Here is a 21,004-nt window from a genome sequence, read left to right on the forward strand (position 1 = left end):
CGCCGGCCGGCACTGTCCAGGGGGCAAGAGGTGGTGTGGCTGTGGAACGGGGATTCAGCCGCAAAGGTCAGGCTGTGACGGCGGCCCGCCGGACGCCGGGGTGGAAGCGGCGGGTCGCCAGGAGGCCGGCCACCACGAACAGCAGCAGCAGGACGCCTTCCGCGGCGCCGAAGGGCGGCTCGCTGCCCGTGGGGGCCAGCGCGTGCAGGGCGGGCACCTTCAGGAAGGATTGGGCCACGGCGACGAAGGCCAGCAGGAAGACGCTGGCGGTCAGGCTGGCGGCGTATATCCACCGCCAAGCCCCGCGCAGGCCGAAGGCGTAAAGGGCGGCGATGGCCACCGCCAGGATCAGCAGCGACAACGCCCCCACCCCGTGCGAGGGCAGGAAGCCGTTGAAGGGGAAGCCGAAGCCGGTGAGGTCTGTCAGGACGGCCGCCGCAAGGTAGACGGCGGTCAACGCCGGTGGCACCCGGCTGCCGAACAGGCCGTTGAGCAGCAGCAGTCCCGCCGCCAAGGCCAGCAGGCTGAGGTCGGTATGGAAGCCCACATAGCTGGTTGGATCGAACATGGCTTGCTCCCCTTTGGTCGAAAGGGCGGGTTCGTGCCGCCTGTCGCCAATTTGCCACCCTCCGCCATGCGCGGTCTTGTATCTGCGGACCCTCTTCATGGATCATGCGCGCGGATGCGGGCCGCCGGGAGCGAGGCCCTTGAGCCCACGAAACAGGCTGCGGGCGGGATGCGGTCAACGTGATCGCGGCCTGCTCTCGGGAGAAGGCGCCGCATGGCATGATCGACAAGCTGGAATTCTTCATCGCGCTGGCCCGGGAACAGCATTTCGGCCGCGCGGCGGAGGCCTGCGGCGTCACCCAGCCCACCCTGTCGGCCGGCCTGAAGCAGCTGGAGGACCAGTTGGGCGTGCTGCTGGTCAACCGGGGCGCGCGCTACATGGGCCTGACGCAGGAGGGGGAGCGGGTGCTGGACTGGGCCCGCCGCATCGTGGGCGACGCCCGCGCCATGCGGCAGGAGGTGCGCGCCCTGCGCCACGGCCTCAGCGGCCACCTGCGCATCGCCGTCATCCCCACCGCACTGGCCATGGTGCCCATCTTGACCACGCCCTATCGTGAGCGGCACCCGGGCGTGAAGTTCACCGTGCTGTCCCGCACCTCCATCGAGATCCTGCACCTGCTGGAAGGGCTGGAGATCGATGCCGGCCTGACCTACCTGGACAACGAACCCCTGGGCCGGGTGCGCACCGTGCCCCTGTATCGCGAGCAATACCGCCTGCTGATCTCCCGCGACAGTCCCCTGGGCGCTCGCGCCCAGGTCAGCTGGGCCGAGGTGGGGGAGATACCGCTGTGCCTGCTGACGCCGGACATGCAGAACCGGCGCATCATCGACCGGCTGCTGGCCATCGCCGGCGCCACGTCGGCGCCGACCCTGGAATCCAATTCCATGATCGTGCTGTTCTCGCACGTGCGCACGGGCAAATGGGCCAGCATCATGCCCGAGGTGCTGACCACCGCCTTCAACTTCCCGGAGGAGATCCGGGCCATCCCCATCGTCGATCCGGCGGCGGTGCACGACATCGGCCTGGTGGTGCCCTACCGCGACCCCATGACCCCCCTGACCGCCGCCCTGGTGGCGGAGGCCAAGAAGGTGGCCCGCACCTTCGGCGAGCCCATGGCCCCCGTCGACGGGCCGCGATGACACCGGTCTGGCGACCAAAAAGAAACCCCCGGGGCGGCGGCCGCTCCGGGGGCTGATTTGACGTGGCGGCGCTTAGGCCGGCGCTTAGTTCGACGCCACCAGCTTCTGGCGGACGTCGGCCAGCAGGGCCCGGGCCTCGGCGCGGCGGCCGGCGTCCCACACGGGCTGGGTCACCGACACCGGCGCCTCCAGGGCGTGGGCCAGCACCTTGGCCGACCGCTCGTACTCACCCTGCTGCGACAGGAACTCACCATAGAAGTAGTTGGATTCCAGCCCGTTGGGGCTCAGCGCGATGCCGCGCTCCAGATACTTGCGCGCCTTGCTGTCGCTGCCGAAGCCGATGGGGAAGCCCGGCATCAGGTAGTAGAGCGAGCCCAGGTTGACGGCCGACGCGCCGTCCAGGGCGGTGGGGTCGATCTTGTCAGCCTGTTCGAACAGGTCGCGCGCCTTGCGCACCAGTTCCAGCGAGCCGGCGTTCTGCTCATAGCCGGCGATGCTGCCCAGGATCAGGGCGGTGCTGATCATCGGCTCGGCCCGGCCGGGGTAGCGGCTCTGCAGCTCGTTGGCGCGGACCAGCAGGTCCCGCATCTTCAGGGCCTGGGCCTTGTCGTCGTGCATCTGGTACTTGACGACCGACCAGTCGCGCAGCAGCTGTGTCACGTCCTGCGCCATCGCCGGGTCGGCGGGCTGCACGGCCGGGGCCGTCGCCATCGCCGCCGCCGGGCTGTCAACCGAGGCGGCCTGCACCGCGATCGGGGCCGCCAGCATCAGGCTCAGCAAGGTTGAGGTCGCAACTAAAATACGCGCACGCATGATCCACGTCCCAGTGACGGGCGTCCTATTTGGGCGTCCTATATGGTTTCAATGTGCCGCGGGCGGGCGAAAGCGGGCCGGGCGGCGTGATAGAGGTTTTCTATCGCAACATGGAACAGCTTCGTTGATTAAGTTCCGGCGATAGCCAACTTCTAATGACAGGGAGATTGCCTGAGAAGTGAGGCCGCTGCTGTGACGTCTGCCACAACAAGTACCCCGTGGGACCGTGAAAAGGCCGCTGAAGTCATTGCGGCGCACCAAAATCTCGAAGGGCCTGCATTGCCGATACTGCATGCCTTGCAGGAGACCTTCGGCCATGTCCCCCAGGACGCGATACCCCTTCTGGCGGAGGCGCTGAACCTTTCCCGCGCTGATGTTCATGGAATTGTAAGCTTTTACCACGACTTTAAAGAGGCGCCCGGCGGCCGCCACGTGGTGAAGCTGTGCCGGGCCGAGGCTTGCCAGTCCATGGGCGGCCATGCGCTGGCTGAAGGATTGTTGCATCGCCTGGGTCTGGACTGGGGCGGCACCACCGGCGACGGCCAGGTGACGATTGAACCTGTCTATTGCCTGGGCCTGTGCGCCTGCGCCCCGGCGGCCCTGATCGATGGCCGCCCCCTGGGCCGCCTGAACCGCGAACGGCTGGACGCCGCCGTGACCGAGGCCCGCAACGATTGGTCGACGCCATGAGCACCCGCATCTTCATTCCCCGCGACGTGGCCGCCCTGGCGGTGGGCGCCGATGAGGTCGCGCGCGCCGTGGCGGCGCAGGCCGCCGCCCTGGACACGGCCGTCACCATCGTGCGCACTGGCTCGCGTGGCCTGTTCTGGCTGGAACCGATGGTGGAGGTGGAAACGCCCCTGGGCCGCATCGCCTACGGCCCGGTGCAGGCCGGCGACGTGGCCACCCTGTTCGCCGCCGGCTGGCTGACCGGGGCCACGCATCCCCTGCGCGTCGGCCGGCCGGAGGATCATCCCTTCCTGGCCCGCCAGACCCGGCTAACCTTCGCCCGCTGTGGCATCGTCGATCCCCTGTCGGTCGAGGATTACAAGGCCGCCGGCGGCTATCGCGGCCTGGCCAAGGCCATCGAGGTCGGCGGCGCCGCCACGGTGGAGGCGGTGACCAAGTCCGGCCTGCGCGGACGCGGCGGCGCCGGCTTCCCCACCGGCATCAAGTGGAAGACGGTGCGGGATGCCGTCTCTGACCAGAAGTACATCGTCTGCAACGCGGATGAGGGCGACAGCGGCACCTTCGCCGACCGCATGATCCTGGAGGGCGACCCCTTCTGCCTGATAGAGGGCATGACCATCGCCGGCCTGGCGGTGGGTGCCACGCGGGGCTACATCTACTCCCGCTCCGAATACCCGCACGCCAACGCCACCATGCGGGCGGCGCTGGACATCGCGCGCGCCGCCGGCCTGCTGGGCCGTGACATCCTGGGCTCCGGCCTGGAGTTCCACCTGGAACTGCGCGTGGGGGCCGGCGCCTACGTCTGTGGCGAGGAGACGGCGCTGCTGGAAAGCCTGGAGGGCAAGCGCGGCGTCGTGCGGGCCAAGCCGCCGCTGCCGGCGCTGAAGGGCCTGTTCGGCCGGCCCACCGTGGTGAACAACCTGCTGTCGCTGGCCACCATCCCCGTCATCATGGACCTGGGCGCGCAATACTACGCCGACTTCGGCATGGGTCGGTCGCGGGGCACCATGCCCATCCAGCTGGCCGGCAACGTCCTGCATGGCGGCCTGTTCGAGACGGCCTTCGGCTTGACCCTGGGCGAGATCGTGATGGAGGTGGGCGGCGGCACCGCCAGCCGCCGGCCGGTCCGCGCGGTGCAGGCGGGCGGGCCCCTGGGCGCCTACCTGCCGCCCAGCCAGTTCGACACCCCCTATGATTACGAGGCCTTCGCCGCGCGCGACGCCCTGATCGGCCACGGTGGCCTGGTGGTGTTCGACGACACGGTGGACATGGCGCACATGGCGCGCTTCGCCATGGAGTTCTGCGCCGAGGAATCCTGCGGCAAGTGCACGCCCTGCCGCATCGGGTCCACCCGGGGGGCGGAGGTGGTGGACCGCATCCTGGCGGGCCGGGACGTGGCGGCCAACATCGCGCTGCTGGAAGACCTGTGCAACACCATGAAGTTCGGATCGCTGTGCGCGCTGGGGGGCTTCACGCCCTATCCGGTGCTGAGCGCCATCCGCCACTTCCCCGAGGATTTTCATACGCGCAATTCCCCGGGCCGGCCCCTGCCGGCCGCGGCAGAGTGAAGGAGGGTCCGGCCATGGGCTTGGTTCCTGAGATCGACTACGGCACCCCGCATCCCCGCGGCCTGAAGGGCGACACCGACGCCAAGATGGTCACCCTGACCATCGACGGCGAGACGGTGAGGGTGGCGGAGGGCACCTCCATCATGCGGGCCGCCATGGACAGCGGCGTCACCATTCCCAAGCTGTGCGCCACCGACACGCTGGACGCCTTCGGGTCCTGCCGGCTGTGCCTGGTGGAAATCCAGGGCCGGCCGGGCACCCCCGCCTCCTGCACCACGCCGGTGGCCCCGGGCATGGTGGTGTCGACACAGACCGAACGGCTGAAGCGCCTGCGCAAGGGGGTGATGGAGCTGTACATCTCCGATCACCCGCTGGACTGCCTGACCTGTGCCGCCAACGGCGACTGCGAGCTGCAGGACATGGCGGGCGCCGTGGGCCTGCGCGAGGTGCGCTACGGCATGGAGGGGGCCAACCACCTGGGCCAGGCCAAGGACACCTCCAACCCCTACTTCACCTTCGACCCATCGAAGTGCATCGTCTGTTCCCGCTGCGTGCGGGCGTGTCAGGAGGTGCAGGGCACCTTCGCGCTGACCATCCAGGACCGGGGCTTCGCCAGCAAGGTCTCGGCCGGCATGGATGAGGATTTCATGGACAGCGAGTGCGTCAGCTGCGGCGCCTGCGTCCAGGCCTGCCCCACCGCCACCCTGATGGAAAAGTCGGTCATCGAGATCGGCCAGCCGGAGCATTCCGTCGTCACCACCTGCGCCTATTGCGGCGTGGGCTGCAGCTTCAAGGCGGAGATGCGCGGGACCGAGCTGGTGCGTATGGTCCCCTACAAGGACGGCGCCGCCAACCGGGGCCATTCCTGCGTGAAGGGCCGCTTCGCCTGGGGCTACGCCACCCATCGCGAGCGCATCCTGAAGCCCATGATCCGGTCCAAGATCACCGATCCATGGCGGGAAGTGTCGTGGGAAGAGGCCATCAGCTATACTGCGTCGGAGTTCAAGCGCATCCAGGAGAAATACGGCCGCGCCTCGGTTGGCGGCATCACCTCCTCCCGCTGCACCAATGAGGAAACCTACCTGGTGCAGAAGCTGGTGCGCGCCGGCTTCGGCAACAACAACGTCGACACCTGCGCCCGCGTCTGCCACTCCCCCACCGGCTATGGCCTGGGCACGGCCTACGGCACCTCCGCCGGCACGCAGGACTTCGACAGTGTCGAGGACACCGACGTCGTCGTAGTCATCGGCGCCAACCCCACCGACGGCCATCCGGTGTTCGGCTCCCGCCTGAAGAAGCGGCTGCGCCAGGGCGCCAAGCTGATCGTCGTGGACCCGCGCCGCATCGACCTGGTGAAGACCCCGCATGTGCAGGCGGCCCACCATCTGCCGCTGCGTCCCGGCACCAACGTCGCCGTGGTCACCGCCATGGCCCACGTCATCGTCACCGAAGGCCTGGTGAACGAGGCCTTCGTGCGCGAGCGCTGCGATTGGGATGAATTCCAGGACTGGGCGGCCTTCGTCGCCGAGGACCGGCACAGCCCGGAGGCCATCGCCGAGTACACCGGCGTGCCGGCGGCCGAGCTGCGCGCCGCCGCCCGCCTCTACGCCACCGGCGGCAATGCCGCCATCTACTACGGCCTGGGCGTGACGGAGCACAGCCAGGGCTCCACCACCGTCATGGCCATCGCCAACCTGGCCATGGCCACGGGCAACCTGGGCCGGCGCGGCGTGGGCGTGAACCCGCTGCGTGGCCAGAACAACGTCCAGGGCAGCTGCGACATGGGCTCCTTCCCCCATGAGCTGCCGGGCTACCGCCATGTCCACGACGACGCCACCCGCGCCATCTTCGAGGACATGTGGGGCGTGACCCTGGAGAGGGAGCCGGGCCTGCGCATCCCCAACATGCTGGACGCGGCGGTCGACGGCACCTTCAAGGGCCTGTACGTCCAGGGCGAGGACATCGTGCAGTCCGACCCCGACACCCATCACGTCACCGCCGGCCTGGAGGCCATGGAATGCGTGGTGGTGCAGGACCTGTTCCTGAACGAGACGGCCAACTACGCCCACGTCTTCCTGCCCGGCTCCACCTTCCTGGAGAAGGACGGCACCTTCACCAACGCGGAACGGCGCATCAACCGCGTGCGCCGGGTCATGCCGCCGCGCAACGGCTACGCCGACTGGGAAATCACCCAGTTGCTGTCCAACGCCCTGGGCTATCCCATGAACTACGGCCACCCGGCGGAGATCATGGCGGAGATCGCGGCCACCACCCCGGGCTTCCGCAACGTGACGTACCAGATGCTGGACGAGCGCGGCTCCGTCCAGTGGCCCTGCAACGATGACGCGCCGGACGGCACGCCCATCATGCACATCAACGGCTTCGCCCGGGGCAAGGGCAAGTTCGTGCTGACGGAATACATCCCGACGGACGAGCGCACTGGTGCCCGCTTCCCCCTGTTGCTGACCACCGGCCGCATTCTCAGCCAGTACAACGTTGGGGCCCAGACCCGGCGCACGGCCAACAGCGAATGGCATAAGGAGGACAGGCTGGAGATCCACCCGCACGACGCGGAGAACCGTGGCGTGCGCGACGGCGACTGGGTAAAGCTGCAAAGCCGCGCGGGCGAAACCACGCTGCGCGCCCTGATCACCGACCGGGTGTCGCCCGGCGTGGTCTACACCACCTTCCATCACCCCATGACCCAGGCCAACGTGATCACCACCGACTATTCCGACTGGGCCACCAACTGCCCCGAGTACAAAGTGACGGCGGTGCAGGTCAGCCCCAGCAACGGCCCGTCCGACTGGCAGGAGAAGTACAAGACCCACAGCGACCTCAGCCGCCGCATCGTCGGCACGGATGCCGCCGAATGATGGACCGCGTGACGCCGGTTCCCCAAGCATTACCCGCTGCCAGCCGGCCCGCGACCCGCGTCGCCTGGCGCGACGGCATCCCGCTGGAGGGGACGCGCGTGGTGGCGGAGGAGACGGCCGTGGCCATCAGCTACGACAGCGCGGCCTACGCCGTGCTGATGGCGACGCCGCGCGACCTGGAAGACTTCGCGCTGGGCTTCAGCGTGACCGAAGGCATCATCACCGGCCGCGCGGACATCGCCGACCTGGATTTGGTGGTGGTGCCGGAAGGGGTGAACGTCCGGCTGTGGCTGGCCCAGACCCCGGGTGAGGCGCTGGAACGCCGACGGCGGCGCCTGGCCGGGCCCATGGGCTGCGGACTGTGCGGGCTGGAAAGCCTGGCGGAGGCGACACGGGCCCTGCCGGTGGTGCCGCCGGGTTTCACCATCGATGCGGCCCAAGTGGCCACAGCGCGCGACGACCTGGCCAACCATCAGCCGCTGTTCGAGGAGACGCGGGCCGTCCACGCCGCCGGCTTCTGGCGTCCGGGCACCGGCATGGTGGCGGTGCGCGAGGACGTGGGCCGGCACAACGCGCTGGACAAGCTGGCCGGCGCCCTGATCCGGGGCGGCGTCGACGCCGCGTCCGGCCTGGTGGTGATGAGCAGCCGGGTGTCGGTAGAGCTGGTGCAGAAGGCGGCGGCCATGGGCGTGCCGGTGCTGGTGGCGGTCTCCGCCCCCTCCGCCCTGGCCATCCGCACGGCCGAGGCCGCGGGCATCACCCTGGTGGCGGTGGCCCGGCGCGACGGGTTCGAGGTTTTCACCCATGCCGGCCGGATCGTGCCGGGCGACGGGGCTGACATGAAGCAAGGGAATACACGGCATGTCGCCTGACAAGCTGGTCTACATGGCCAATCAAATCGGCAAATTCTTCACCACCCAGCCGGGCGACAAGGCGGCGGCCGGCATCGCCAACCACATCGCCAAGTTCTGGGAACCCCGGATGCGCAAGGCGATCCAGGCCCATGTGGCCCAGGGCGGCGGCGGATTGGATCCGGAGGTGCTGAAGGCGGTGGAAAGTTTGCCCAAAGTAAATTAGACTATATGTGTAGAATAAAAACAGTACACCGGGGGGATCGGTGGCGCTCCTGAAAGGACGCCATCTGTTTTTGGTTGTCCATAAAATAAAGCGGGAGACGTCAATGAGTGTGGCAACTTCGGGCCGCACGGGCGGAAGCTCGTCCGGCTCGATCCTCGATCGGGAAAGGATCGTCGCGAAGGCGGGTTTCAACCGGTGGCTGGTGCCGCCGGCGGCGCTCGCTATCCACCTGTGCATCGGCATGGTTTATGGGTTCAGCGTGTTTTGGGTGCCTTTGACCCAGGCGCTGGGCATCACCCAGCCTGTGGTCTGTGGGGACCTTGGCCTCTGGGCGGACCTGGTCACCACGACGTGTGACTGGCGTCGCGCCGATGTGCAGATGCTGTTCACCATCTGCATCATCTTTCTCGGCTCCTCAGCGGCGCTGTGGGGCGGTTGGCTGGAACGGGTCGGCCCGCGCAAGGCGGGTGTCGCCGCCGCCTGTTGCTGGTGTGGTGGCATGGCCGTGGCGGCGGTCGGCATCATCGTCCATCAACTCTGGCTGGTGTGGCTCAGTGGCGTGATCGGCGGTGTCGGCCTGGGCCTGGGCTATATTTCGCCCGTCTCCACCCTCATCAAATGGTTCCCCGACCGGCGGGGCATGGCCACCGGTATGGCCATCATGGGCTTCGGCGGCGGCGCCATGATCGGCTCACCCTTGGCCAACATGCTGATGAATCATTTCAAGGGCCCAAACGACGTGGGTGTCTGGCAGACCTTCCTGGTCATGGCCGCCCTGTATTTCCTGGTCATGCTGGCGGGTGCTTTCGGTTATCGCGTTCCGCCGGCCGGTTGGCGGCCGGAAGGCTGGACGCCGCCCGCCACCGCGCAGAAGGCCCTGGTTACCCACGGCAACGTTCATCTGCGCGATGCCCATAAGACCAAGCAGTTCTGGCTGATCTGGGCGGTGTTATGCCTGAACGTCAGTGCCGGCATCGGTGTGCTGGCCGTGGCGGCACCCATGCTGCAGGACATTTTCGGAGGGCGGTTGATCGGCCATCCGGAACTGAGCTTCAAGCAGCTGGACCCCGCGCAGCAGACGGCGGTGAAGACTATCGGCGCCGTCTTTGCCAGCCTGCTGTCGCTGTTCAATATCGGGGGACGCTTTTCTGGGCTTCGCTTTCCGATCGGATCGGCCGCAAGCCCACTTATTTCATATTTTTCGCTTTGGGTATCGCCCTCTACGCCGTGGCGCCCACCTTGGCCCATGGCAACGGTGTCGCGCCTTTCGTGATCGCCACCTGCATCATCCTGACCATGTACGGCGGTGGCTTCGCGACCGTGCCCGCTTATTTGGCGGACATTTTCGGGACGCAGTTCGTGGGCGCCATCCACGGCCGGCTTTTGACGGCGTGGTCGGTTGCGGGGGTCATCGGGCCGGTGCTGATCGGCTATGTCCGTGAAGCCAACCTGGCGCTGGGCGTGCCGGAGGACCGGGTCTACGACATCACCTTCTATGTGCTGGCGGTATTCCTGGCCGTGGGCTTGCTGTGCAACCTGGCGGTCAAGCCGTTGTCGCCCAAATGGTTCATGAGCGATACAGAGGTCGCGGCCCTGCAGGCCAAGGCGGCCAGCGCCTCTGGCGCCACCGGGTCCTTCGGTATAGGCCGGGGCGGACTGAGCGGTCCGGCGATGCTGGCCTGGCTGGCTGTGGGCCTGCCCATTCTGTGGGGCGTTTGGATCATCGTGCAGAAGGCGGCCACGCTGTTCAACTGAGCGCGGTTGGTCTCAATGACAAGGGGCGCGTCCAGCGATGGACGCGCCCCGAATTGCTGTGTTTCCCTCAACCGGCACGCGGACCCATCCGGGCCGTGCATTCTCCGATACCGGTCCTACACGTCTGGTGATCTCCAGCGCTCGCCGTCGCGGGCTTCTGAACACGGAGGAAGGCTGCTTACTGCGCCGTCCAGCCGCCATCCATGGGCAGCGGGACGCCGGTCATCTGGGCCGCGGCGTCGGTGCAGAGGAAGGCGGCCAGTTCGCCCAGCTCTTCCGGCGTGGTGAACTTCTTGGACGGCTGCTTTTCCGACAGCAGCTTCAATTCGGCATCTTTCTCGCTGATGCCGTCCTTGGCCGCCATGTCCTTGATCTGCTTTTCCACCAGCGGCGTCAGCACCCAGCCGGGGCAGATGGCGTTGGCGGTGATGTCGATCTCGGCCGTTTCCAGGGCCGCCACCTTGGTCAGGCCGACGACGCCGTGCTTGGCCGCGACATAGGCCGCCTTGTGCGGGCTGGCGACCAGCCCGTGGGCGGAGGCGATGTTGATCAGCCGGCCCCAGCCCTGCTTCTTCATGTAGGGCAGGGCGTAGTGCATGCCCCAGAACACGCCGGACAGGTTGATGGCGATGATGGCGTTCCACTTGTCCTCGGGGAAATCCTCGATGGCCGCCGTGTACTGGATGCCGGCGTTGCTGACCAGCACGTCGATGGATCCGAAGGTTTCCACCGTGGTGTCGATCATCTCCTTGATCGAGGACGGCTTGGAGATGTCGGCGGCGTTGTAGGCGGCCCGCACGCCGAACTCGCTTTCCAGACCGCCGCGGATCTTCTCGATCTCCGCCGCGTCGCCGAAGCCGTTCAGCATGATGTTGACGCCCTTGGAGGCCAGGACGCGGGCGATGCCCAGGCCGATCCCACTGGTGGAACCGGTGACGACGGCGGATTTACCCTTCAGCATGACTACCCCTGTAAGTTGAGGATGTTCGTGTGAATCTCGATTCCGTTGACATCGCGCGGCCGACCGTGGCGACCGCCCCATGTGCCTGGTGTGCCGCCCCTGATATAAGGCCATGTGTGCGCCGCCGAAAGCCCCGCCCACGGCCTAAGCCGTTGTCATAGGCCGATTGCCGCCGAAATCTACAAATGACGGCATTCGGTTCTGGTGCACCGGCGTCCTGGCATGCGGCGCCCGCGCATCAACGGTTGCCGGGTCATCACATAACTGTCACCGTCTACGGATATTACTGAAGAACACACTCTTTATTGCGGCCTGAAGGTCCGATCCCTCCTTGATCTTGATGCCTGAAGAGCGAGAGACCGGCATCCCCCGGCAGGGAACCCAGGGGCGTCCGGCCGCCGGATCCTCAGCGCCGCCGCCTGCCGTCCCGCCGGCGGGGGAGGGGCCCGTCGCCTTGCCGGCCCGCTGGCGCGACGTTGTGGCGCACCTGCATCCCGTCTTCCAACCCATCGTGCAGATGCGCACGGCGCGCGTGCATGGGCATGAGGCCCTATTGCGCGGGTGGGAGGCCGCGGGCTTCACCAGCCTGGCCGCCTTGTTCCAGGCGGCAGCGGACGAGGGCGCGCTGCCGGCGCTCGAGGCGCACATCCAGGCGGCCGCCGTGGCCGCGTTCCTGGCGGCCGGTGGCACGGCCGAGGTGCGCCTGTTCCTGAACATCCATCCCCTGGCCCAGGGCCTGGTGCCGCCCCCGGCGCAGGGGGAACAGGTGCACCTTGTCTATGAGACGACGGGCACGGGGCCCGTTCCCACCCGTGCCGGCCGTGACGGTGGCGACCGGCGGGGCCGCGTCGACATCGCCTTCGACCGCTTCGGCGTGGGCGTGGCGGATTTCCAGCGCCTGCTGGCCAGCCCACCCAGCTATGTGAAGATCGATCGCGCCTTCGTCAGCGGCGTGGACGGCGACCAGGCCAAGCGCGCCTTGCTGGGCCAATTGATCGGCAGCGCCCACGCCCTGGGCCTGGCCACCATCGCCGTGGGTGTGGAAACCTCGCGCGAGTTCTATGTTTGCCGGGATCTGGGCTGCGACCATGCCCAGGGCTTCCTGTTGGGCCGTCCGGGCGTGGGCCTGCTGGCCGAGGCCAGTGAGATCGCCGAGTCCCTGACCCGCAGCGACCGCCGACGCCCGTCCGACGCCCGCCAACGCCTGTTCGAGTTGATTGAGCGCATCGCGCCCCTGCCGCTGGAGGCGCCCAAGGCCAAGCTGCTGGAATATTTCGGCAATTTGGCCGCCCCGCCGGTGGTGCCGGTGGTGGACCGGGCGGGCGTGCCGCGCGGCCTGATTCGCGAACGCCACCTCAAGCCCTTCGTCTACTCGCGCTACGGCACGGAAATCCTGCGCAACCGCGCCTTCGGCAACACGCTGAAGGATTTCGTCATCCCCTGCCCGGTCTGCGACATCGGGACGCCCCTGGAACGCGTGATCGAGCTGTTCGCCGAGGCGGCGGACAGCGACGGCGTCATCATCGTCGAGGGCGGCGAGTATGTCGGCTTCCTCAGCAGCCAGTCGCTGGTGCGCCTGCTGCACGAACACCGCCTGGCCACGGCGGTGGACCAGAACCCGCTGACCCGCCTGCCCGGCAACAACGCCATCACCGCCCAGGTGGAGGCGCTGGTGGCGGATGGCGAGCGGGACCATGTGCTGGTCTACCTGGACTTCGACAACTTCAAGCCGTTCAACGACTACTTCGGTTTCCGCCAGGGTGATCGCGCCATCCTGATGTTCAGTGAGCAGTTGAAGGTCCAGGCCTCCGCCCTCGGCGGGTTCGCCGGCCACATCGGCGGGGATGATTTCTTCCTGTCGTGCAGCGGCCTGACCGCCGACCGGATGCGCGAGCGGCTGGTGGCCTTCCTGGGCCGCTTCCGCTCCGACGCCGAGAGCCTTTATGATGTGGAAACGCGGGAGCGCGGGTGGTTCGAGGCCAAGGACCGTGAGGGGCGGGTGCGGCGCTATCCCTTGCTGCGCGTCAGCGCCGTCATGGTGCAGCTTATGGCCGGCGCGGCCCGTCCGGGCCTGGAAACACTTGTGGAACTGATCGCCGTCCATAAAACTGCGGCGAAGGCGGCGCCCGACAACCTGTTCCTGGTGGCAGGATGACGGATGCGGCCGTCAGCCGGCCGGCCCCGGGTGTCTTGGGGCGCCGGCCGGAACATAAGACATTTGGGGCGCTACTCTCATTGGTCAGGTACTCTTTCCACCACTCGGCGGGTGATCCGGCCGGCCCTGGCGCCGCTGCGGCGGGCATGGGCGGCGCTCCGACGGACGGCGCCGGCGCCCATGACGATTCGCGGGCTGCCGCTGCTTCCGGTGGCGCGCCGGGCCACGGCGGGGGCGACGACGATCCCCGCGTGGCCGGTTCCCGGTTCCATTGGTCGTTCTGGTCCTCCCTGTCGTTCAAGGAAGGCGTGCGCGGCGCCCTGGCCGCCCTGCTGATCGGCTTCGCCTTTTCCGCGGTGGAGATCGGCTGGGCCGCCAGCCGTGAGCGTGAAAAGGTCCTCACCATCATTGATGACATCGCCGCCCAGGTCGAGGGCAGCGCCGCCATCGCCGCGTGGAACCTGGATGCCCAGCTGGCCAACCAGGTCATCATGGACAACCTGAAGCTCCACGCCGTGTCCGGTGTGGAAATCCTGCTGAAGGACAATGAGCGGCTGGCCGGTGTGCGGCGCAAGCCGGCGCAGGACGGCTGGCTGACGGGGCCGCTGTCGCGCCTGGTGTTCGGCGACCTGTCCACCATCCGCCGCCCCTTGCGCCAGCCCAACAGTCCCAATGGCGAGGTCATCGGCGAATTGCGCCTGGACCTGGACCCGGTGGTCCTGGCCCGCGACCTGCTAATCCTGGCGGGCACCGGCCTGGTCAGCGGCGTGCTGCGCAACCTGCTGCTGGGCTTGGCCTTGGTGGCGGTGCTGCACCGCTACGTGACCCGGCCGCTGTTCGGCCTGGGCCGGTCCATTTCGCGCATCGATCCCGACCGTCCCATGGAAACGGCCCTGCCGCTGCCCGCGGGGCATGAGCGGGATGAGCTGGGTTACATCGCCGCCCGCACCAATGAACTGCTGGCCCGCCTGGCCTCCAGTCAGGAGGCGCAGCGCCGCATGGCGACGCGCGATTTGCTGACCGGCCTGCCGAACCGCGTGCTGCTGACGGAGGAGCTGGGCCGTTCCCTGCCCAAGGCGGAGCGTGCGGGCTACCACGTCGCCGTCTTCCACCTGGATCTGGACCGGTTCAAGACCGTCAACGAAAGCTATGGCCTGGACGTGGGCGACCGCGTGCTGCGCGAGGTGGGGGCTCGCCTGACCAGCGTGCTGCGCGCCGGCGACAGCGTGGCGCGACTGGGCGCCGACGAATTCGCCGTGGTGGCCGAGGACATCGCCCAGCCGGAGATGGCGGCCCGCCTGGCGGAACGCATCCTGGACACCTTGGCCGCCCCTTATGCCATCGACGGCCATTCCGTGACGCTGACCGCCAGCGTGGGCATGGCGCTGTTCCCCGGCGACGGGCGCGACCCCGAGCCGCTGCTGCGCGGCGCCGACGTCGCCATGTGCACGGCCAAGGCGGCCGGCGGCGGGCGCTACCGCTTCTTCGCGCGGGAGATGATGGACCGCGCGGTGGCCCGCCTGCACAACGAGACGGCGTTGCGCCGCGCCATCGAGGAAAACCAGTTCGTCCTCTACTACCAGCCCAAGCTGGAGACGCTGACCCGCAAGCTCAGCGGGGTGGAAGCGCTGCTGCGCTGGCAGAAACCGGACCGGCTGGTCATGCCCGGCGATTTCATTCCGCTTGCGGAAGAAACCGGGTTGATCGTGCCCATCGGCGCCTGGGTGCTGCGCACGGCCTGCGAACAGGCGGCGCGTTGGCTGGCGGCGGGGCACGCCGTGCCCGTTTCCGTCAACGTCTCCGCCCGCCAGTTGCAAGAGGCGGGACTGGTCGACCTGGTGGCTGACTGCCTGGCCAAGTCCTACCTGCCGCCCGAGCTGCTGAACATCGAGATCACCGAGACCAGCATGATGCGCGACCTGGACCACAGCGAGGCGCTGCTGGCCCGGCTGCGGGACCTGGGCGTGGGCATCAGCGTCGACGATTTCGGCACCGGTTATTCGTCGCTGGCCTATCTGCGCCGCCTGCCGGTGACGGCGCTGAAGCTGGACCGCTCCTTCGTGAACGACATCCCCGCCGAAACCGCCATCGCCACGGCGGTGCTGGATCTCTCGCGCAGCTTCGGCCTCAAGACCGTGGCCGAGGGCGTGGAGACGGAGGAGCAGTGGCACTGGCTGGCCCAGCAGGGCTGCGCCGAGGTCCAGGGCTTCCTGTTCGCCCGACCCATGCCGGTGGATCTGCTTGAGCGCGACTTCCTGAAGGGCTGATCCCGGCCCCAAGGCCCGCGCCGAAGAAAAGTGAAGCGGCCATACAACCATAGGACAATACGCCGGCTTCCGCCGCCGGCGTACCTTGGCGCATCCCATAGCCTGAACCCCATAGCCTGAACCAGAGCCAGGACGACGCCATGATCAAAGTCAGCGTGTTGTACGCCAACGAACCCGGCGCCCGCTTCGACCACGATTACTACAGGGACCGCCACATGCCGCTGGTCCAGGAAAAGCTGGGGGCCGCCTGCCTGTTCTACACGGTGGACAAGGGCCTGACCGGTGCCCCGCCCAGCGAAGCGCCGGCCTATGTCGCCATGTGCCACATCTTCGCCGAGTCCGCCGATAGCTTCTGGGCCGCCTTCGGGCCCGTAGCCGAGGAGATCGTGGCCGACATCGCCAACTACACCACCCTGTCGCCCACCATCCAGGTGAGTGAGGTGGTGGTGGGCGCCGGCCGCGGCTGATCCGCAGTCCCCCCGCCCTATCCTGGGGCCCTATCCCCGGGGCAGCGGGGCGTTCGCCAGTTCCACCACCAGGCAGCAGCCGTCCAGGCGGGTGTGGTCGTAGTAGGCCCGCCCGTCGTGCAGCTCCGCGATGCGCCGCACCAGGTAAAGGCCCACGCCGATGCCGGGGATGCGCTCGGCCGAGGAAAGGCGCACGAACTTGCCGAAGATGCGCTCCCGGTCGGCGGGGGGCACGCCGGCGCCGGCGTCGATCACCCGCACGGTGCTGCGCGTGGCCGTCTGGGCCAGTTCCACCCGGATGGGCTGGCCGGGTGGGCCGTACTTGGCGGCATTTTCCAGCAGGTTGAGGATGGATGTCTTGAGCAGGGCCGGGTCGCCCTGAATCTCGTTCGGCACCTCGCCCTCCACCCGCACCGCCTGCTCGGGGTGGGAGGCGCGCAGGGACCGGACGGCGTCGGCCACCACCTCTTCCAGGATCAGCGAGTGGGTTTCCAGGTGCAGGCCGGGCGACCGGTCGGTCTCGCGACGCAGGCCCACCTCGATGATCTCCACCAGGCGGTCCACGGCCCGGCCCATGCGCTTCAGCAGGTCATGGCCCTTGGCGCCTTCCGCCAAGGCGGCGGAGCCCTTGATGTGCAGGATGTCGATGCCGGTGCGGATGATGGACACCGGCGTGCGGTATTCGTGCGATACCATGTCGATGAACTGGATCTGCTCGCGCACCGCCTGGCGCTCGGCGGCCAGGGCCTCCTCCAGGCTTTCCTTGGCGGCCGACAGCTCCCGGGTGCGCAGCGCCACCATGTCCAAGGCCCGCTGCTCGGCATGGACGGAGGCCGACAGGGCGGCGGCCTGCGCCTCCTTCCGTTCCCTTTCCGACCGGCGCACGCGTGACGCGATGGCGATGTTCATCAGGATCATGTGCACCAGCGACGCCGCCTGCGACGCCGCCTCGGTCAGGCTGATCTCGGGGATCACGCCCAGGGTGCGCATGAAGCCCATCAGCGCGGCCATGCAGGCGGAGCCGAAGGCCAGGCTGTACATCAGGGCGCCGGGGTGGCCTCGCCGCGCCAGCCGGATGGCGCTGCCGATATAGATGAACATATAGGCCGATGTCACCGTGGCCAGTGTGGCGCCGGCCATCGTGTAATAGCCGGCGAAGGTGGCGACGATGCCCAGGGCGCCCAGGATGATGGGGATACGGTTCAACAGGCTGATCAGCGGCAGGGTGCGCCGCAGGTTCAGGAACTCCTCCGTCAGCAGGGCGCCGGCCAGGATGCCGCCGCACACGCTGGTGCCGGTGATGAGGTTGGCCAGCTTGGGCGCGGGCCCGGGCAGGATTTGCGCCAGCGCGCCGAAAGATCCGAAGGCCAGGCCGATCAGGCTGATCAGGTAAAGGGCATAGTAGAAGTAAACCCGTTCCTGCAGCCAATAACTATGGATCAGGTTGGAGATCAGCACAGCCACCGCCATGCCCAGCACGAAGCCCAACCAGATGGACTGCACGCTGACATGGTTCATCAGCGGGATCAGGCGATAGATCTGGCCGCTGAGGATGGTGGCGCTGGTGGTGTGGACATGGACGTAGATCCAGGCCTGGCTGGCGCCATCGAACACCAGCGGCTGGGTGAAGCTGCGAAAGCGCAGCATGCGGTTGGCTGTGGGCTCGCTGTCGCCCTGCACCGTCCTCACATAGGCCTCGGCCGGCGGCGGTGGCGCGTCCGCCGCCGTGTAGGCGACGTCGGTTTCCACCGTGTCGAGGAAGCTGGGCAGCAGCTCCAGGTACCAGGTGTCGTTGCTCTCCGGGGCCCGCGCGACGCGCATCCTGACCCAGGTGTCGGTCAGGGTGAAGCCGCGGTTGAGGTTGCCGGCCAGGGGCTGGAAGCGGCGGCTGGCCTCGCCGGCCGTCACGTCGGCCAGTGTCAGCGACCCATCGGGGTCGACCAGGAATTCAAGGTGGCCGGCGATGGGCAGCGTCCGCGTTTCGGCCCCCAGGCGCAGTGGCGCCGCCGTCCAGCCGTCGGGGCCCGTTGCCGCTTGTGCGGGCCGGGCGCACAGCAGCGCCACGGCGACGATGCACAGCCATAAGCAGACGCCCCATGGCCGGCCGCCCCTTGGCCATCCGCTGGGGCGCCGCCAGGCGGGCGCTACGGGGGGCTGGGCGGTGACGGTCATGGCGCGGTGGGCGACTACAGCTGCTTGATGGGGGCGGAGAACAGGTAACCCTTGGCATGGACGGTCTGGATGGGGAAGGCCTCACCCACCGCGGCCTCGATTTTCCGGCGCAGGCGGCTGACCAGGGCATCCAGTCCCCGGCTGCCTTGCACCGTGTTGGCGTAGTCCAGCATTTCCAGCAGGGCGGTGCGGTCCACCGCCCGGCCCGGGTCCTGGGTCAGGGCCACCACCAGGTCGAATTCCTTGGCCGTCAGGCGCACGGGAAGGCCACGCGGCGACAGGATGGACCAGCGCGCGTTGTCCAGCACCCAGGGTTCGCTGGAGGAGGGGGCCTGCAGGGTGGGAAGATCGTTGACGTCCGGCCCGGCTGCCAGGCGGCGCGCCAGGTTGGTGGCGGCGATGGCCAGCTCCCGGCAATCCACCGGCTTCACGAAGTACAGGTCGGCGCCGCTGGTGAAGCCTTTCAGCCTATCGTCCACCCGCGACCGGGCCGTCAGGATGATCAGGCCCATGTTGGTGTTGGCGCGAAGGAAGCTGGCGATGGCATAGCCATCCTGGTCGGGCAGGCCGATGTCCAGGATGACGATGTCCGCCGGCTCCTTGGCGATCTGCTGGTACAACTCCAGGCCCGACCCCGCCGTCGTGACCGCCAAGCCTTGGCTACTCAGGCAGTGGGCCAGTAATTCCCGAAGGTCCACATCGTCTTCCACCAAAACCACGCGCGGGGCGACGACTCCCACGCTCGCATCCAGGTCTGCCATAGAAAATCTTTTCTATTAAAAGGTTTTAGCGATGGTTCGGTTACAAATTTTTTGGGCCGCGCCCCCAGATCGGCCCCGCCGCTGGAACTATTCTGAGGCGCATTCTAATTTTTCATTAATTTTATAGCAATACGATGCGTGCCGCCTCGATTTCTGGCGGGTATGTGCGCTATCGCGGGCGGATTTCAGCCCCCGGTGGCATGAAGGGCGTTGCCGCAGACGGCCCGGTTGTTTACCTTCATCTCTTCACGAAAAAGGTCGCCAGCTCGGACGGGCGGGCGCCAAAAGAACCAGTCCGTCGGCCGCGCCGGTGCCAAGGCTGGATCATCGGGGTGTCATCGATGGGTCAGGCGAAGCAATGGACGCTGCTGCGCGCCGCCGAGCAATGCTATCGCGTTGCCGCCAGTGTGCCCTCGGGTCCTGAGCGCGACCTGTGGATCCGTCGGGGCGGCATGCTGGAGGCGGACAGCGTGGCCGCCCTGCTGACCGGTCCCTGGCCTGAGCGCTGGCCGGCCCGGACCGTGCCGGATGACCTGCCGTATGATGAGGCCGCCGAGTCTCCATCGGTTTCGTCTGTGTCGGCCGACACCGCCAAGCCCAGTCTGGTCGAATAATTTCCCGGAACCATCGCCGGCGTGTTCATTCCTGGCGAACCTCTTGTTACGTGCGACGCAACGGCGCCCTGCGGTCGCCAGTAATTGACACTGGCAGATGGCTGGCGGAGTGTGCCCAGCTTATACGACGCGTCATCATCTTCGAGGTTTCTTCAAGTGACCGGCCTAGTTTCTTCCGCCGCACCCTCTTCCTCGGGCCGTTACCCCTCGGGTCGTGAATTGCTGGAGGCCATGGGCCTCGCATCGCGCCAGACCGAACAGCGCATGGAGGCGCTGCTGCCCACCCCCGCCCGCTACATCGGCCGGGTGCAGGAAGCCGCCCGCTACGCCGTGTTCGCCGGCGGCAAGCGTTTGCGCCCCTTCCTGGTGAAGTCGTCGTCCGCCCTGTTCGGCGTGTCCGAGGACAACTGGCTGCAGGCCGCCGCGGCGGTGGAGATGGTGCACACCTACAGTCTGGTGCATGACGACCTGCCCTGCATGGATGACGACACCCTGCGCCGCGGCAAGCCCACCACCCATGTCCAGTTCGACGAGGCGACGGCCCTGCTGGCCGGTGACGCGCTGCTGACCCTGGCGTTCGAGGTGCTGTCCCAGCCGGCGGCCCACGCCGACGCGGGCGTCCGCTGCGCCCTGATCGCCAAGCTGGCCCAGGCCGGCGGCACGCTGGGCATGATCGGCGGCCAGATGATGGATATGGAAGCGCCGAATTCCGACTTCGGTTACGACGAAATCCTGACCCTGCAAAAGCTGAAGACGGGCGCGCTGTTCGAATTCTGCTGCGAGGCCGGCCCCATCCTGGGTGGCGCCAGCGAGGCGGAACGCGCCCTGCTGCGTGACTACGCCGCGGATTTCGGCCTTGTCTTCCAGATCTCCGACGATCTTATTGACGCCACCGGCGACGCCGGCAAGGCCGGCAAGACCGTCGGCAAGGATGAGGCGCAGGGCAAGGCGACCCTGATTTCCTTGCTGGGCCTGGATGCCGCCCGTGCCAAGGTGGTGGAACTGGCTGAGCAAGCGGCGGCCCGTCTGGATGGTTTCGGTTCGGCGGCGGATTCGTTGCGCGGCCTGCCCTTTATGCTTATCGACCGAGAGTCGTGATTTATCACGATCTGTGCAAAAGT

Annotated in this window: 18 protein-coding genes; 13 read left to right on the forward strand and 5 right to left on the reverse strand. The window is 67.8% G+C overall.

From position 1 onward, the window contains the following. Positions 1–67: 67 nt before the first annotated feature. Positions 68–568, reverse strand: coding sequence for a hypothetical protein (locus tag UAJ10_RS01495; protein ID WP_322913551.1), 501 nt, complete (start codon positions 566–568; stop codon positions 68–70). Between the two features lie 218 nt (positions 569–786). On the opposite strand from UAJ10_RS01495, the gene UAJ10_RS01500 reads away from it, so the two are divergent. After that, the gene (locus UAJ10_RS01500) at positions 787–1,707 is read left to right on the forward strand and encodes a LysR family transcriptional regulator (RefSeq protein ID WP_322913552.1); all 921 of its coding nucleotides are present in this window, start codon (positions 787–789) and stop codon (positions 1,705–1,707) included. Between the two features lie 84 nt (positions 1,708–1,791). On the opposite strand, the gene UAJ10_RS01505 is transcribed toward UAJ10_RS01500, so the two are convergent. Next, the gene (locus UAJ10_RS01505) at positions 1,792–2,520 is read right to left on the reverse strand and encodes a tetratricopeptide repeat protein (protein ID WP_322913553.1); all 729 of its coding nucleotides are present in this window, start codon (positions 2,518–2,520) and stop codon (positions 1,792–1,794) included. Between the two features lie 192 nt (positions 2,521–2,712). Between UAJ10_RS01505 and UAJ10_RS01510 the strand changes: the two genes are divergently transcribed. The 7 genes from UAJ10_RS01510 to UAJ10_RS01540 are packed head-to-tail and all read left to right on the forward strand — an operon-like array spanning position 2,713 to position 10,486. Continuing rightward, a complete protein-coding gene (locus UAJ10_RS01510) occupies positions 2,713–3,210 on the forward strand; it encodes a formate dehydrogenase subunit gamma (RefSeq protein ID WP_322913554.1) in 498 nt (165 codons plus the stop codon). Further along, a complete protein-coding gene (locus tag UAJ10_RS01515) occupies positions 3,207–4,778 on the forward strand; it encodes a formate dehydrogenase beta subunit (RefSeq protein WP_322913555.1) in 1,572 nt (523 codons plus the stop codon). The genes UAJ10_RS01510 and UAJ10_RS01515 overlap by 4 nt, the downstream gene beginning before the upstream one ends. A 14-nt stretch (positions 4,779–4,792) precedes the next feature. After that, positions 4,793–7,654, forward strand: coding sequence for a formate dehydrogenase subunit alpha (fdhF, locus tag UAJ10_RS01520; protein ID WP_322913557.1), 2,862 nt, complete (start codon positions 4,793–4,795; stop codon positions 7,652–7,654). Next, entirely contained in the window at positions 7,651–8,526 is an 876-nt protein-coding gene (gene fdhD / locus UAJ10_RS01525; protein ID WP_322913559.1) for a formate dehydrogenase accessory sulfurtransferase FdhD, read from the forward strand. Before fdhF ends, fdhD begins: the two co-directional genes overlap by 4 nt. Next, the gene (locus tag UAJ10_RS01530; protein ID WP_322913561.1) at positions 8,516–8,731 is read left to right on the forward strand and encodes a formate dehydrogenase subunit delta; all 216 of its coding nucleotides are present in this window, start codon (positions 8,516–8,518) and stop codon (positions 8,729–8,731) included. The genes fdhD and UAJ10_RS01530 overlap by 11 nt, the downstream gene beginning before the upstream one ends. Positions 8,732–8,771: 40 nt before the next feature. Then, positions 8,772–10,004: an OFA family MFS transporter gene (locus UAJ10_RS01535; protein WP_322913563.1), complete on the forward strand. Its 1,233-nt coding sequence runs from the start codon at positions 8,772–8,774 to the stop codon at positions 10,002–10,004. Further along, positions 9,926–10,486 carry an MFS transporter small subunit gene (locus UAJ10_RS01540; RefSeq protein WP_322914485.1) on the forward strand — a complete coding sequence of 187 codons (561 nt, stop codon included), beginning with the start codon at positions 9,926–9,928 and terminating at the stop codon, positions 10,484–10,486. Before UAJ10_RS01535 ends, UAJ10_RS01540 begins: the two co-directional genes overlap by 79 nt. 178 nt (positions 10,487–10,664) lie before the next feature. Here UAJ10_RS01540 and UAJ10_RS01545 read toward each other — a convergent pair whose 3' ends face one another. After that, positions 10,665–11,447 (reverse strand): 3-hydroxybutyrate dehydrogenase, encoded by a 783-nt coding sequence (locus UAJ10_RS01545; protein ID WP_322913565.1) that lies wholly within the window; start codon positions 11,445–11,447, stop codon positions 10,665–10,667. Positions 11,448–11,901: 454 nt separating this feature from the next. Here UAJ10_RS01545 and UAJ10_RS01550 point away from each other — a divergent pair, with 454 nt between their 5' ends. The 3 genes from UAJ10_RS01550 to UAJ10_RS01560 all read left to right on the forward strand — a co-directional run bounded on the left by UAJ10_RS01550 (position 11,902) and on the right by UAJ10_RS01560 (position 16,336). Continuing rightward, positions 11,902–13,602: a GGDEF domain-containing protein gene (locus tag UAJ10_RS01550; protein WP_322913567.1), complete on the forward strand. Its 1,701-nt coding sequence runs from the start codon at positions 11,902–11,904 to the stop codon at positions 13,600–13,602. Positions 13,603–13,748: 146 nt separating this feature from the next. Further along, positions 13,749–15,869, forward strand: a complete 2,121-nt coding sequence (locus tag UAJ10_RS01555; protein WP_322913569.1) for a putative bifunctional diguanylate cyclase/phosphodiesterase — start codon at positions 13,749–13,751, stop codon at positions 15,867–15,869. A gap of 140 nt (positions 15,870–16,009) precedes the next feature. Continuing rightward, positions 16,010–16,336 carry an EthD family reductase gene (locus tag UAJ10_RS01560; protein WP_040847536.1) on the forward strand — a complete coding sequence of 109 codons (327 nt, stop codon included), beginning with the start codon at positions 16,010–16,012 and terminating at the stop codon, positions 16,334–16,336. A gap of 30 nt (positions 16,337–16,366) precedes the next feature. Here UAJ10_RS01560 and UAJ10_RS01565 read toward each other — a convergent pair whose 3' ends face one another. After that, positions 16,367–18,508 (reverse strand): sensor histidine kinase, encoded by a 2,142-nt coding sequence (locus tag UAJ10_RS01565; RefSeq protein ID WP_322913571.1) that lies wholly within the window; start codon positions 18,506–18,508, stop codon positions 16,367–16,369. Positions 18,509–18,522: 14 nt separating this feature from the next. After that, positions 18,523–19,248 carry a response regulator transcription factor gene (locus UAJ10_RS01570; RefSeq protein ID WP_322913572.1) on the reverse strand — a complete coding sequence of 242 codons (726 nt, stop codon included), beginning with the start codon at positions 19,246–19,248 and terminating at the stop codon, positions 18,523–18,525. A 362-nt stretch (positions 19,249–19,610) separates the two neighbouring features. Here UAJ10_RS01570 and UAJ10_RS01575 point away from each other — a divergent pair, with 362 nt between their 5' ends. Together UAJ10_RS01575 and UAJ10_RS01580 are read left to right on the forward strand one after the other, a co-directional pair. Continuing rightward, positions 19,611–19,883, forward strand: coding sequence for a hypothetical protein (locus UAJ10_RS01575; protein ID WP_145616631.1), 273 nt, complete (start codon positions 19,611–19,613; stop codon positions 19,881–19,883). A 231-nt stretch (positions 19,884–20,114) separates the two neighbouring features. Next, positions 20,115–20,981, forward strand: a complete 867-nt coding sequence (locus UAJ10_RS01580; RefSeq protein WP_145748313.1) for a polyprenyl synthetase family protein — start codon at positions 20,115–20,117, stop codon at positions 20,979–20,981. The last annotated feature ends 23 nt before the right edge of the window (positions 20,982–21,004 follow it).

This window comes from Nitrospirillum guaranorum (genome assembly GCF_034653275.1).
Classification (GTDB): domain Bacteria; phylum Pseudomonadota; class Alphaproteobacteria; order Azospirillales; family Azospirillaceae; genus Nitrospirillum.